Source organism: Terribacillus jepli, assembly GCF_047228925.1.
Taxonomy (GTDB): Bacteria; Bacillota; Bacilli; order Bacillales; family Amphibacillaceae; genus Terribacillus.
In genome coordinates, this window is sequence record NZ_JBFEGH010000001.1 from 407,136 (window position 1) to 421,255 (window position 14,120).

At 41.2% G+C, this 14,120-nt stretch carries 10 protein-coding genes; 6 read left to right on the forward strand and 4 right to left on the reverse strand.

Translation table 11 applies throughout. The features are described 5' to 3' along the window. The first annotated feature begins 8 nt into the window (after nt 1-8). The gene (locus AB1K91_RS02060; protein WP_413087677.1) at nt 9-782 is read left to right on the forward strand and encodes a LamB/YcsF family protein; all 774 of its coding nucleotides are present in this window, start codon (nt 9-11) and stop codon (nt 780-782) included. Next, nucleotides 775-1,722, forward strand: coding sequence for a 5-oxoprolinase subunit C family protein (locus AB1K91_RS02065; protein ID WP_413087678.1), 948 nt, complete (start codon nt 775-777; stop codon nt 1,720-1,722). Before AB1K91_RS02060 ends, AB1K91_RS02065 begins: the two co-directional genes overlap by 8 nt. Nucleotides 1,723-1,847: 125 nt before the next feature. On the opposite strand, the gene AB1K91_RS02070 is transcribed toward AB1K91_RS02065, so the two are convergent. The 3 genes from AB1K91_RS02070 to ahpC all read right to left on the reverse strand — a co-directional run bounded on the left by AB1K91_RS02070 (nt 1,848) and on the right by ahpC (nt 6,565). Continuing rightward, nucleotides 1,848-4,361: an SIR2 family protein gene (locus AB1K91_RS02070; RefSeq protein ID WP_413087680.1), complete on the reverse strand. Its 2,514-nt coding sequence runs from the start codon at nt 4,359-4,361 to the stop codon at nt 1,848-1,850. A gap of 96 nt (nt 4,362-4,457) precedes the next feature. Then, nucleotides 4,458-5,987, reverse strand: coding sequence for an alkyl hydroperoxide reductase subunit F (gene ahpF / locus AB1K91_RS02075; protein WP_413087682.1), 1,530 nt, complete (start codon nt 5,985-5,987; stop codon nt 4,458-4,460). Nucleotides 5,988-6,001: 14 nt separating this feature from the next. Further along, nucleotides 6,002-6,565: an alkyl hydroperoxide reductase subunit C gene (gene ahpC / locus AB1K91_RS02080; RefSeq protein ID WP_413087684.1), complete on the reverse strand. Its 564-nt coding sequence runs from the start codon at nt 6,563-6,565 to the stop codon at nt 6,002-6,004. Between the two features lie 942 nt (nt 6,566-7,507). On the opposite strand from ahpC, the gene AB1K91_RS02085 reads away from it, so the two are divergent. The 4 genes from AB1K91_RS02085 to srtB all read left to right on the forward strand — a co-directional run bounded on the left by AB1K91_RS02085 (nt 7,508) and on the right by srtB (nt 13,502). Further along, complete coding sequence (locus AB1K91_RS02085; protein WP_413087686.1) at nt 7,508-9,139, forward strand: alkaline phosphatase; 1,632 nt, start codon at nt 7,508-7,510, stop codon at nt 9,137-9,139. A gap of 230 nt (nt 9,140-9,369) precedes the next feature. Continuing rightward, nucleotides 9,370-9,999 carry a DUF2306 domain-containing protein gene (locus AB1K91_RS02090; protein WP_413087687.1) on the forward strand — a complete coding sequence of 210 codons (630 nt, stop codon included), beginning with the start codon at nt 9,370-9,372 and terminating at the stop codon, nt 9,997-9,999. Nucleotides 10,000-10,459: 460 nt separating this feature from the next. Continuing rightward, on the forward strand, nt 10,460-12,622 hold the full coding sequence (locus tag AB1K91_RS02095; protein ID WP_413087689.1) for an acid phosphatase: 2,163 nt from the start codon (nt 10,460-10,462) through the stop codon (nt 12,620-12,622). Between the two features lie 139 nt (nt 12,623-12,761). Then, entirely contained in the window at nt 12,762-13,502 is a 741-nt protein-coding gene (gene srtB / locus AB1K91_RS02100; RefSeq protein WP_413087690.1) for a class B sortase, read from the forward strand. Between the two features lie 209 nt (nt 13,503-13,711). Here srtB and AB1K91_RS02105 read toward each other — a convergent pair whose 3' ends face one another. Then, nucleotides 13,712-13,990 (reverse strand): hypothetical protein, encoded by a 279-nt coding sequence (locus tag AB1K91_RS02105; protein WP_413087692.1) that lies wholly within the window; start codon nt 13,988-13,990, stop codon nt 13,712-13,714. Nucleotides 13,991-14,120: the final 130 nt, after the last annotated feature.

A 14,120-nucleotide genomic window follows, 5' to 3' on the forward strand; every position in this document is an offset into this window, starting at 1 on the left:
GTATTGGTATGAAGATGATAGATTTGAACAGCGATCTGGGCGAGAGCTTTGGCGCCTATACAATCGGTAATGATGAGGAAGTATTAAAGTACATATCATCTGCCAATATTGCGTGTGGGTTCCATGCAGGTGACCATAATGTCATGATGGAAACGGTTAAAACAGCAGCAGAACTTGGCGTAGGAATCGGTGCTCATCCAGGCTTCCCTGACTTAGCAGGATTCGGCCGCCGGGAAATGAAGTTGGATCCGAAAGAAATTTATAACCTGGTGGTTTATCAGGTAGGAGCAATCCAAGGAGCAGCCAAAGCTTGTGGTACATATGTTCAACATGTGAAGCCGCACGGAGCGCTATATAATATGGCATCAAAAGATTCTGCTATTGCAAAAGCCATTGCGGCGGCGGTTTATGCCGTTGATCCGAAACTGGTACTGTTTGGACTGGCAGGCAGTGAGCTTGTGCGTGCAGGAGAGAAAGCGGGTCTGAGTGTTGCACAAGAGGTCTTTGCTGACAGGACATATCAAGCAGATGGCACGCTGACACCTCGTTCTCAAACGAATGCGATGATTCACGATGTGACAGTAGCAGTTGATCGTGTTATTCGCATGATACAAGAAGGTAAAGTGACGGCTGTTGATGGGAAGGATATCAGCATTCAAGCGGATACGATTTGTGTACATGGAGATGAGCCAGAAGCGCTACGATTCGTTCGACAGCTTCGTGAAAGACTTCAAGCAGAGCAAATCACGATTCGGAATTTCGGAGTTGAGTATCATGAGTGAAAAGCTATTTCAAGTGATCAAGCCCGGCCTGCTGACAACTTTTCAGGATCTCGGCCGTACCGGTTACCAGGAATATGGTGTTGTCGTAGCGGGAGCCATGGATGACTTTTCCCTGCAAATCGCGAATTTGCTCGTCGGAAACAGCCGGGACGAGGCTGGGCTGGAAGTCACAATGATGGGACCGGCACTCAAGGTGCTGAAGGATGCTGTTATTGCGATAACCGGCGGAAATCTGTCGCCGAGAGTGAATGGTCAGCCGGCTCCGATGTGGAAGAGTTTCGCTGTGAAAGAAGGTCAGCTGATTGAATTCGGGCAGCCGCTGGAAGGAATTCGTTCTTATATTAGTGTGGCTGGCGGTTTCGATTTGCCAAAGGTCATGGGCAGCAAATCGACATTTCTGAAGGCGAAGATCGGCGGATTGAACGGACGTGCACTGGAGAAGGAAGACATTCTGTATGCTGCGGGGGATACACACGCGGTTACTGGACGCTCCCTTCATTACGATGAGGTCCCGAAATATCAGAAGGAAATCAATGTACGCGTCATCCTTGGACCGCATCAGGATGCCTTTACAGACGAGGCGATTCAGACTTTCCTGAATTCGGCATATGAAGTCACACCGCAATCAGATCGAATGGGCTACCGTTTGAATGGGCCGGAACTGACACATGAAACCACTGCCGATATCATTTCCGAAGCCATCCCGCTTGGCGGGATTCAAGTGCCTGCCAATGGCCAGCCGATTATTCTGATGGCGGACAGGCAGACGACTGGGGGATATACACGTATTGCAACGGTAATTGCAGCAGACATAGCGTTGCTGGCGCAAGCTGCTCCGGGAGCTGTCATCAAGTTTGAAGAGATTTCGGTGGAGGAAGCACAGGATCTCTACTTCAGAAAAGAAAGACTTGTGAGGATGTTGGAGAAGATAGTTAATTGAGCGAGGTTAATCTTAACTTAATTAAATTAGCAGCTCATATGTTATAAGAGCTGCTAATTTAAAGTCTACCTTCCTTTGATTTTCTATCTGAGTAAAACTAATAAATTATCAAAAAAGTAAGCAAATTATTTTAGAACTTTAATCCTGATTTTGTGACTATTACTATTTAATAAGTTAACTATCATATTTAACAAGGCTCTATCAGAAATTGAAAGATGTATATCCTTAATTGCTAAGTTATTAATAAAGTCTTTAATATTCTTTGATTGGTTTGATTTTAGGTCGTTTGTTAGATCATCTAAATTTTTTTTATAAGAAAGCGCACTATGGATAGTTTTTAACGCTAGATGATTTGCTTCACTATTATTGTAATTTTGAACAGTGGCCATTTTTGTATGAATGGAGGCAAGTGTATACCAAACATGCATATACGAATACTTTGTTTCAAAATTTGAACGATGAATAACTTCTATATTTCTAAGTGCCACTTGAGCATAATCAGCAGCTTTCTTTAACTGGTCTAAATCATTTAGCCATAGCAGGCTTTTTGCTCGTTGATGTGGGAAGTGATAATTATCAGTTAAAACATCCTCTAGGTTGTTATATATCTTCTGAATTAATTTTAATGAACCTTGGTCATATTTTCTAGCGAAAATATCATTAATATCATCAAACTTAATAAATTTACCTACTTCCTCTCGAGCCTTCTGAGGAAACTGTTGGTAATGATGAAGAATTAATTCTACAATAGTCTTATATGCTCCAGCTATTGTGTCAAGATTTATTCTATGCATAGAAAAATCTTTTAAATTTTGTAGTACCCATGCTCTCGAATTACATATAAGTTTTATTCCAGAATTGTCAATGGTGTTCTTTTCAATATCTAAGGTGCGATAGAAATGAGCGATAGGCGAGATGTCCTTGATAAATTCATTTATCATGTTATCAAGTCTATATTTTTGGATCTCGGACGAGCCTAATCTAAATTTAGTTGCTAATAGAATAAGTACTATTAAACGCTGTTCCGTAACATCTATTTCCTCGAGTTTTTTAAAATTGTTTCTACTTTTATGCTCGAGTTGTAGGATTTCATATACATTATCTAATATAGTTTTTTTATAATTTTTTTTAGTTGAATGTGTTTTGAATTCTGGTATAACACACTCTTTAAGCTTTTTATTAATTCTTAGAGCTTCTCTCTTAGTGAAAGTGTTTTTTAAGAATTTAGAATGTATTTTATTTGAAAATCTTTCGTCGTTTAGTAATAATTCCAACTGATATATATAATCATCAGATGAATCTAGTGCAACAATTATCTTCAAATTTTGTTTCTCTAATAAAGCAATATTGTCTCTTATTAGGTTCCAACAGGTTCCATCTATAACTCCTGTATCAAAAAGTAAGGTGAAGTTTTCGCGAGTTAATAATTCGGCCATGAATTTATTGTTAATTTTGTTACCGGAAGGCATAAATAAGAAATTCTCATTTTTAATCAATTGTGCAATACCTAATAGAGTACTAGTCTTACCTGAAAACCTATGCCCCTGAATAATAATTAGATTGTTTTGTTTTAATAAGAAAGAGTCGGTATTTTTATAGGAAAATGAATCTCTATCTATGAGATAGTAAGGTACATGGATTATTCCTTTATCTTCGAAGTCTCTATAGTAAAAATTAGAGTCGAATAAGTACTCCAAATTAATCTCTCTGTGGTTATGTCCTTTCCCTTCTTGTACTATATGAGGATTTTCAAAAATTGTAGTATCCTCATCAGTTAATTTTGAAGATTCTTCGCCTAGTTGGTAGAAAATATTGTAGAATTCATCATAATCCTCAACTTTTATAACAGTATCCACGCCGAATTTTGCGAGGGTTTGTTGCTTCAGTTTCGAATCTTCAATATTTTCACTAGTAACGTAATATGTATTTTTTAAATTAGAGCCATAATTGCTTTCGGAAACATTTAAATGATACAAGATATCCAGTTCATCATCCAAGCTACAGCCCACATAAATTACACAATTTGAATTTATATCATTAACTAAACGACTTAATAGCTCCCGGTTCTCTTGAAAGCTTTGGAGGTATGAAGTGGTTGATAATACGCATTTATGCTTATGTTTAATATACTCAGTAGCATCACCATGTAATTTAAAAAGGTGTGTTTTATTATGTAGTAATTTGTCGTAGAACTTAGTAATTTCTTTGAAAGGGTGAATAACTTCAATATCCTTGTGGTTATTTTCTATAGCATCATCAATATTTAATGTATAGATGTGAGGCCAATTTATATTGATAAACTTTTTCTGGCCATTTGGAAGTTTAACATTAGTGAAGTTATTGTTTAAGTACTTATTAATTGAATTATCATTACAGTTTTCAAAAAAAGTTTCAGATAGGTTGCTGAAGGAATAGTGTTTAATGAGTTCATAATCATCAGCATTTAGATTATCTTTAAGCTCGTCCTTCATATGCTGTATCATTTCCTTCCCATTTGGTACAATTCCTCTTTGAGAACGGGATCCTCTAGAAAAACCGGCTCCTATAATGGGTATTAATGATTTCTTCTTAAGATATGTAATTATTTCATCTTGTAAATCCTTATCCTCTATATTCTTAAATCTAATCTTTGATTGCACTACCACTATTCCTCCTCATAACTTACTTACAATTATTACTATATTTAAATTAAAGCAAAAAGCGTGCAACTACACAAGTAGAGGCACGCTTTCTTCTTAATTACGAATCAAATAATCAAAAGCACCAAGTGATGCAGTCGCTCCAGACCCCATAGAAACAATGATTTGTTTATACGCAGTATCTGCGCAATCTCCCGCAGCAAACAGGCCGGGGACATTCGTTTGACCGTGCTTGTCGACGATGATTTCACCCATTGGGGTGCGCTCAACGACATCAGCTAGGAATTCAGTATTCGGTACAAGACCGATTTGGACGAAGACACCTTGCAAGGCAATGTGTTTTTCTTCGTTTGTGTCGCGTTCTACATAAGTAATGCCGTTGACGTTGTCGTCACCGGTGATCTCTGTAGTTTGAGCATTTGTGATGATGGTTACGTTCGGCAGGCTGTAGGCACGCTGCTGCAATACTTCATCTGCTTTCAGTGTATCGTTGAACTCAAGGACAGTGACATGTTTTACGATACCAGCTAGGTCAATGGCTGCTTCGATACCGGAGTTACCTCCGCCGATGACAGCGACGTCTTTTCCTTCGAATAGCGGGCCATCACAGTGTGCACAGTAGGCAACACCTTTGTTCTTGAATTCCTGCTCGCCAGGAACGTTGACATTACGCCAGCGTGCACCTGTGGAGATGATGACGCTCTTACTTTTCAGTGTCGCGCCGTTTTCCAGCTCAAGCTCGAATAAATCGTTTTTCGCGATTTTCGTTGCTTTCTGCAGGTTCATCACATCGATGTTGTATTCTTTCACATGCTCTTCCAGGCTTGCAACAAGCTTCGGACCTTCTGTCTCCTTGACAGTGATGAAGTTCTCGATGCTCATCGTATCCAATACTTGACCGCCGAAGCGCTCCGCTACGATACCCGTGCGGATTCCTTTGCGGGCAGCATAGATTGCTGCACTGGAGCCGGCTGGACCGCCGCCGACAACTAGGACGTCATATGGATCTTTGTTATCGAACTCGGATGCGTCCGCACCAGAGCCCATTTTCGCTAACATTTCTTCAAGTGTCATCCGGCCGCTGCCGAAGTTTTCGCCATTCAGGTAAACTGTCGGTACTGCCATGATGTTCTTGCTTTCTACTTCCTGCTTGAAGGCTGCACCATCGATCATCGTATGCGTGATGTTCGGGTTCAGCACACTCATCACGTTCAGTGCTTGGACAACATCCGGACAGTTATGGCAAGTCAAACTGATATAAGACTCAAAATGGAATTCACCTTTGATGTTCTTGATCTGCGCGATCAGTTTCTCATCAACTTTCGGCGCACGTCCGCTTACTTGCAATAATGCAAGGACAAGCGATGTGAATTCGTGTCCGAGCGGGATACCAGCAAATGCAATGCCGGTATCTTCACCGACGCGATTCACGGTAAAGCTTGGTGTACGAGTCAGTTCTGCTTTTTCTACTGTGATTTTGGACGACATAGCCGATAGTTCTTCCACTAAGGCAAGCATTTCTTTAGAAACGTCGTCTTCACCAGCGCTTACTTTCAGAACGATAGGGTTCTCCATAAGCGCCATGTACTGGTTCAATTGAGCTTTTATGTTTGCATCAAGTACCATATTCAACGCACTCCTTAGATTTTGCCTACAAGATCCAAGCTAGGTGTTAGTGTTTCAGATCCTTCTTCCCATTTCGCCGGGCAAACTTCACCTGGGTTTTGGCGCACGTATTGTGCTGCTTTGATTTTGTTCACAAGTGTACTTGCGTCACGGCCGATTCCGTCAGCGTTGATTTCAACAGTTTGGATCACGCCGTCTGGATCGATGATGAATGTACCGCGGTCAGCAAGACCAGACTCTTCGTTCAAAACATCGAATTGACGGGAGATTGCTTGAGATGGATCACCAATCATTGCATAAGTGATTTTACCGATTTTTTCAGAGCTGTCATGCCAGCCTTTATGTACGAAGTGTGTATCAGTGGATACAGAAAATACTTCTACGCCTAGTTCCTGAAGTGTGCTGTATTGATCCTGAAGGTCTTCCAGCTCAGTTGGACACACAAAACTGAAATCTGCAGGGTAGAAGCAGACGACACTCCATTGTCCTTTAAAATTCGCTTCTGTTACTTCGATGAAATCTCCGTTTTTGTAAGCTTGTGCTGTGAATGGTTGTACTTCTTTGCCGATAAGTGACATAGATAAATAGCCTCCTAAAATATATTAATAACTAGAAACTTAGAATTACTTAGACAAAATAATTCTAAATTTATATTTATTAGTAAGCGTAGAATACTAGGACTTTCATGTCAAGGGAATATGTGAAAACTGTCACAATGGAAATACTGAAGTGACGCCTTTTAGACGATGTTTTAAGAGATGGTTGAAATTATGTACATACTTACGTTGAACCTTGGCTGGTGTGCTTCTATTTTTTCAGTTGTAAAATCTCTTTGAGAAGAGTGATATCTGAATACTTCGTTAAGTATTCCCTATATTTCTCCTTGTCTGCCGATAAAAATAAAAGGAAGCAATTTGCAGCTTAGAAATTCAGGGGGCTTTTTGAAGCGTAACGGAAGACTTTCGGTTTACGAGTGAAAGTAAGCTTATTTTGTCTTTTGGCAGCATGCTTGTAGGAGCATTCAGAGTGCAAAGCGGGAAGTGTGGACAAGGTTCATATTATAAATCGAAAAGCTTCCTGAAAAAGGGAGGTTTTTTTGCAGGATTCATAGAACTTTACTAAATAGGCGAATGAACTTAGAAAGATTCAAGGGATAACTATAAGGATTTTGCTTAGGGTACATAGTACTAAGTATAAGCTGCTGAGTATAAAGTGGGTATTTTATACTATCTTTGTTCGATGGACGCAAGATGACTGTGCAGTCAATTATTTAGGAATGATCCATATGGAAACCTTATATGCAAGCAGTTAAAAACGCCTAGTATTATAGTATTTGTTACTCCACCAAAGCCCTTTTTCTTCCAAGTTAACCAAAATATTAATTAACGATAGATTAATAGAGTATTAACATCCTATTAACAATCACCCTATAAAATTACCTTCGTACACGACCTGATTCTATTAACTTTTTTATGAATTGGCAGCTGTTTTTTAAAATGGATGAAATGGAGGAATGTGAAATGAGGCTGAGTAAAAAATTAATTGGTGTGACATTGGCTAGTACGCTTGCAGTTGGTTCACTTGGTTTGACGAGCCTTGATCGGGATGAGGCTGAGGCGAAGAAGGATCCGAAAGTGAAGAATGTCATCGTCCTTGTTAAGGATGGAGTAAGCTCGACAACTACAACGCTTTCCAGATGGTACAAGGGTGAGGATTTGGCGATGGACCAAATGGCATCAGGCGGTGTGCGGACATACTCTGCTGAGTCTGCAGTTACAGATTCCGCGCCTGCCGGTACAGCGATGGCAACCGGAAATAAAACGAATGATAAATTTGTCGGTGTCCTTCCAGAAAAGATTGCTTCACCGGGAGTGGATGAAGATCTTGCCGATGACCCATATCGTCCAGTGACGAACGTGCTGGAAGGAGCTAAGTTGAACGGCAAAGCGACTGGTCTTATTTCCACATCCGAGATTCAGCACGCGACACCTGCTGCCTTCTCTTCCCATGCGGAGCATCGCCAGCAGTATGATAACATCGCTGAACAGCAAGTCTATCAGAATATCGATGTTGTCCTGGGCGGCGGGAAGGATTCGCTTGAGAATGGCAATAGGGAAGATGGAGAGAACTTGCTTGACGTGATTGATGATAAGGGTTATGATTTTGTCGAAAATCGGGATGATTTGCTTGATTCCAAATCGAAAAAAATCTGGGGCTCTTTTGCACCAGCTGCACTCGCTTATGATATGGACCGGGAAGTGACGCAGCCGGAAGAACCAACACTGGCAGAAATGACGAAGAAAAGTATTCAAACATTGTCTAAAGATAAAGATGGTTTCTTCCTAATGGTAGAAGGAAGTAAGCCGGACTGGGCAGCACATGCGAATGATCCTGTCGGCATGATCAGCGACACGCTGTCATTCGATGATGCGGTGAAAGAAGCGCTGGATTTTGCCAAGAAGGATAAGCATACGATGGTCATCGCTGTTTCTGACCATGGCAACAGCGGAATTTCCATCGGTAATGAAAATACAGACAGCAGCTATCCATCTACACCTGTCTCCGCTTATGTGGATCCGCTGAAAGAAGCAAAAATGACGCTTGAAGGCGCTATGTCCCAATTAAATGAGGATGGCTCCAATAGATTGGAAGTGGCAGAACTATATGGTATTACAAATCCTACTGAGGAAGAGAAGAAAGCAATCAATGAATCGGAGGATCTGGAAGGCGCATTGGTTGATCTGTTGGCACAGCGGGCTAATCTAGGATTCACGACTGGCGGACATACGGGAGAGGATCTGTTCCTTTACTCCTATGGACCAGGTAAACCATCCGGCATGATCGAGAACACGGATATCGCCCATAGTGTGGCGGATGCGATGGGCTTCAAGCTGGATAAGCTCAGCAAGAACATGTTTATAGAAGCAGAAGAAGCCTTCGGCAAATGGGGAGAAGTGAGCATTGATTCTTCCGATGCAGCCAATCCTGTGCTGGTAGTGGACAAAGGACGCAAAAAAGCGGAATTCCCTGTGAACAAGAACATCGTTATTGTAAATGATCGGGAATATGAGCTTGATAGTGTAACGGTCCAAAGTGGCGGCAAGTTCTATATATCCAAGGATGCCGTGAAATTGGTAAAGAAAGCAAAATAAATCGGAAAGCACCCCTACTAGTTAAGGGGTGCTTTTTGTATAAGCCAATTGATTAAATAAAAACCGTAAGTTTGCCTTCCTTGTGTAATAAGCAATGATAGAAGAGTCCGCACCTAGGATGCGATATTTCCTGACTTTTGAAGGGAGCACATCGTTCTGGCGTACCCTTTATTACTTTCGAATTTCTTCTCAGCAGCTTGTGTCAGTATAATAGGGTGGGAGGTGGCAAATTGTTTTCTAAGACGCTTTTCTATCGGTTATTGCTTATTTTTATTGGTCTATATATTCTATATACCTTTGCTGATAATTACATATTGGATTACCGTGCTTCATTCTTCCTCGAACAGAAGGTGGATCTACGTGAATCCTTCCGTTTACCGGTATGGCTGGATGTCATGTATGTGCATGTATTCGTAGCTTGTTTGGCTACGCTGAGCGGAGCAGTGAATTTTTCGAGGGGATTGGCTTGGCATAAGCGGAATTTCCATCGCATTAATGGTTATGTGTATGTGATATCGGTCTTGCTTGTGTCTTTGACGTCAGGGTACCTAGCGCCTTACGCAACGGGAGGAAAGTTGGTCAGTGTTCCATTCAATATGGTGAATCTGTTTTGGCCGATCATGACTGTGGTTGCCATTGTACATGCCAGGAAAGGGAGGCTGGACAAGCATCAACATTGGATGATTCGAAGTTATATGTTCTGTTTTACAAATATGTTCATTCATTTGCTATCTTCTGTTTTATTTAAGTTTGGTTTTACTTATACAATGAGTTATACCATCGGAGTTTATGGTTCTATCGTGGTGAATTTATTAATCGCCGAGGTCATTATCCTTTTTCTGCGCTCGAGTAAAAGATAGTTGGCTGTATCATCCCTTGGATGCAAATTTCATGTCGGATAATCTCCCAATATGAAAATTTCAGGCATGTTAGAAAAAGGATGCAAAAGGGAGAGGTAAGACGATCGTTAAAACGGCACAGGCATTCGCTCCATCAGATGCTGATCCAATCGCGATTGGATCAGCAAGCTGCCGTATTGGGCGTAATTTTAGTCGGCGAGGAGCTAACCCCCTTGTCTTGGCTTGGATTAGTTTGTTGTTGGCTGGTAGTCCTGACTGCACTGTTTTCCGGAAGGAGCGAGCCTGTGTGATACAGTTTTTTTATATCCCGACTGGTTCCATTTTTGGTCCCTTGTCGTAAAAATTAAGCTGAAATCTATTATATTGTGTCAAAAAATACAATATCTTATCAAAAATATAAAACTACTGTCACAAATCTTCATTAGAATTTGTAGTATTAATGATGAGGAGTGACTGCGTGTTGAATAGCTGTAATGAAAATAAGCTGAAAAGAAGAAAGTCCCCAATACCCGTCTTATTACTGGCCGGATTCTTTTGTTTCCAAGGCACTGGTTCGGTTCTTGCGGCGAACAATCTTGATGAGTCTGCGATTGCTCCGCAAGAAGCAGCTTATGGCTATTATGTCGATAACTATGCAAAAAATGACAAGGCCAACATGACCCCTGAAACAAATCCCTCAATCGGTGTGCTTTCCAAGTTTCATGACATTTGGGAACCTGGAACTTCATGGGATAATGGCACCGTGTTAAATGCCGATATACATAATCAGAACATAGCGAAGTCGATCTCCATCACAGAAAATCGCACAGATGAAGAAGCAAAAATGGCTTATTTAGTTGATCGCCGTCATCAAAATTACAGCGCTATTGCCGGACTCGGTCCTCATGCTGATAATTTCATTGCTGGTGCTAACGCTGGGACGACCATTGCGGATGAGATTCCAGAAGATGCGACGAGTGTTGGTTACGATGATGGAAGCAATAATAATGGTGTCTGGGCTGATCAGGATTCAAGTCTCGGAAGCATGGTGGGACTAATTGATACAATTCGCAATAGCGGAGCTTCAACTTCCAATGCGAAAGCTTATTATGGCTATAAACGTCCGTTTCGCTGGAGTGAAGAGGTTAGTGTCATACCTACACTTGTCCCGAGAATCAAAGAAGATCCAAGCAGTGATGGCGGGTTCCCGAGCGGGCATACAAATGCAGCTTATCTTGCGTCCTATGGATTTGCTTATGCGGTTCCCGAGCGTTATGAAGAACTGATGACAAGAGCTTCCGAAATGGGACACAGCAGAATCGTGGCCGGCATGCATTCCCCGCTGGATGTAATCGGTGGAAGAGTCATGGCAACAGCTGTGGCAGCGTCTGCTTTGAATGATCCGGCAAACAAAAGTGTGAAAGAAGCAGCATATACGCAAGCGCATGAAGTGCTGCTTACCCAGGAAGGTACGTCCGGAGATGATTACAGTGACTATGAAACGAATAAAAAGAATTATACAGAGCGTTTGACTTATGGTTTTGCGCAAATTGGCGACACTACCAAGCCGATGGTCGTACCAAAAGGTGCCGAAGTTCTGCTTGAGACACGTTTCCCGTACTTGGATGACACAGAGCGTCGCTGGATATTATATACAACAGGCTTGCCGTCTGGATATCCTGTATTGGATGATACAGAAGGCTGGGGAAGGTTGAACTTATTTGCAGCTGCAGGCGGTTATGAAGCATTTGAGAAAGATGTAACGGTGACAATGGACGCTTCCAGAGGTGGATTCCATGAAGCGGACACTTGGAAAAATGCTATCGGCGGCTCCGGAAAATTGACTAAATCAGGTACAGGTTCCTTAACGCTATCTGGAAATAATACGTATTCCGGCGGCACGCTGTTGGAAGGAGGCACTTTAGCCGCGAGTTCGGAAACTGCTTTTGGTGAAGGGGAAGTTGTAAACACCGAAGGTACTCTGACGGAGAATGTATCAAGCGTCGTAACGATCGGTAGTGACTTTACGCAGTCGGAAGCAGGTACCCTTGAGCTGACGATCGGAAATAAGGAAGACGTATTTGATATTAATGGTGAAGCATCATTTGGCGGGACATTAAAGCTGAACTTTACGGATGGTTTTATTCCTGAGCCAGAATCGCCGATCATCTCCTATGATGCACTAGCTGATAAGAGCGCTTTTTCTGCAGTGGAGATTACAGGTCTTCCGGAAAATTACGTAGTTTCCTATGGTGCAAATGCATTATATGTTGTAGACAGCGATGCCCAAGAGAATGAAGAAAGCAATTCTCCAGCGGCACCACCAACGGAAACAGGAGATAATAACAAGGAACCAAAAGACGATGACGCTTCGGCAGCAGAACCAACAGAAACAGATGAGGAAAATCCAAGTGATTCAACTACCGAAACGGAAGACAAAAAAACTCCGGTTAAATTGGAAGATACGAATAAAGAAAGGAATAACTCCGTAAAGCCGGTGACATCAGGCAAGGGTGATGGAGAGATAGTGGAAAACCCTAAAACGGGAGATGACACAAATATAATCTTGTATGTTGGATTATTGGCGGCATCTGCCATTGCCGCTGCCATCGTAATCTGGAAAAGGAAATTCAAAAGCAGATAACCTGAATCTGTCCATGTGCCCCATGCAGTGAAAAGGCAAGCGGTTGTCACCAGCTTCTGGGGCGCATCTCATTTTTATGAAGGACAATACTTTCGCATAAAGGTACGGATAAAGCATGATGAAAAAGGAAAACAAGAAAATGAGTTGGATTCAAAAGATGGTTCTCCTAACATGTTTAGCTGTGTTTTTATTTTCCCTCATAAAATTAGGGGAGATCGGTTTTGAATATGTCCAAAGTGAACGAGTCATGAAGGAAATCCAAGAGCAGTATAAAGATAATATTCAGATAAGCAATACGGTAACTTCGGAAAACCCAGTTCGCCCGCAATTCCAAAGTCTCTTACATATAAATTCCAATATAGTAGGCTGGTTAACAATTGAGAATACAAAAATAGACTATCCCATATTACAGAGTTCTGATAACCGCCATTATTTGAATCGGAATTATAAAGAGGACAAATCCAAGTCGGGCAGTATCTTTATGGATTTTCGAAATCAAGCAGACTCACTGGATAGACAAACGATTATTTACGGCCATCAGATGAAAGATGGTTCGATGTTTGGGCAGCTGGATAGATTTTTAGATGAAGATTTCTTTTCCAAAAATAAAGAATTTCAATTTGACACAATTGCTGAAAGCTATAAAGTAGAAATTTTTTCAGTATATGTCACGACTACGGATTTTAATTATATTGAAACTGATTTTTCTACTGATGAAGAATACCTGGACTTTGTAGATGTAATAAAAGAAAAATCAAAAATACCGATAGATATTCAAGTGACAGAGAAGGATAACATCATTACCTTATCGACATGCAATGCATTACAAGATCCCGAAGATGGAAGGTTAGTCTTGCACGGGAAATTAACGAAGGCTTAATGGGAGAACCGGTAATTGTTTTCTTGAAGGAGCGATTTAGTCGCTCCTTTTTTGTTCAGTGATTATTTCTTTTCCTTCTGCTTTATCATTGGTTGCGTTATTTTGCTGGGATAGCTGTTGGTTTCCGTGTGTTTTGGACATGTCATTAGTGTTAGAAGGTATCGTATTTGTTGTAAACATTGGGAAGGAAAAATAGTTGTAGACCATTTTTATTTCACCAGACTCAGAAGATAGGATAAGGCACGTTTTACGTGCATGGTCAGATAAGCAAGCAAGGCAGACACGACAATCGCAAAAGGGATACTCCATGTAGCAGGTAGTTCCATGTTATGCCAGATGAACATTTGGAATTGCTCGAAACCAAATGTGTTCAAAATGCCAGCCAATAAGGCAAGGGCGATGACGGTGATAAATCCACCATAAAGAATGGACAACACAAGAATTGCTGGTGACAATAACAATAAACGAAGTGATTTAGGATACTTCATCTGTTTCATCTCCTTGTCATTTTGTGGACTGCCTTCCATGTGAAATGAATCATTGAGCCTTGCTGCAACTGTTTGTGATATGGCCCCAGGGCTTTCTTGGTCTTGATTATACTTTAATTATAATATGTTT

Coding starts and splice junctions, on each gene's coding strand:
- AB1K91_RS02085 (WP_413087686.1), top strand. CDS start 7,508: ATGAGGCTGAGTAAAAAATTAATTGGTGTGACATTGGCTAGTACGCTT.
- srtB (WP_413087690.1), top strand. CDS start 12,762: ATGAGTTGGATTCAAAAGATGGTTCTCCTAACATGTTTAGCTGTGTTT.
- ahpF (WP_413087682.1), bottom strand. CDS start 5,987: ATGGTACTTGATGCAAACATAAAAGCTCAATTGAACCAGTACATGGCG.
- AB1K91_RS02105 (WP_413087692.1), bottom strand. CDS start 13,990: ATGAAGTATCCTAAATCACTTCGTTTATTGTTATTGTCACCAGCAATT.
- AB1K91_RS02060 (WP_413087677.1), top strand. CDS start 9: ATGAAGATGATAGATTTGAACAGCGATCTGGGCGAGAGCTTTGGCGCC.
- AB1K91_RS02065 (WP_413087678.1), top strand. CDS start 775: ATGAGTGAAAAGCTATTTCAAGTGATCAAGCCCGGCCTGCTGACAACT.
- ahpC (WP_413087684.1), bottom strand. CDS start 6,565: ATGTCACTTATCGGCAAAGAAGTACAACCATTCACAGCACAAGCTTAC.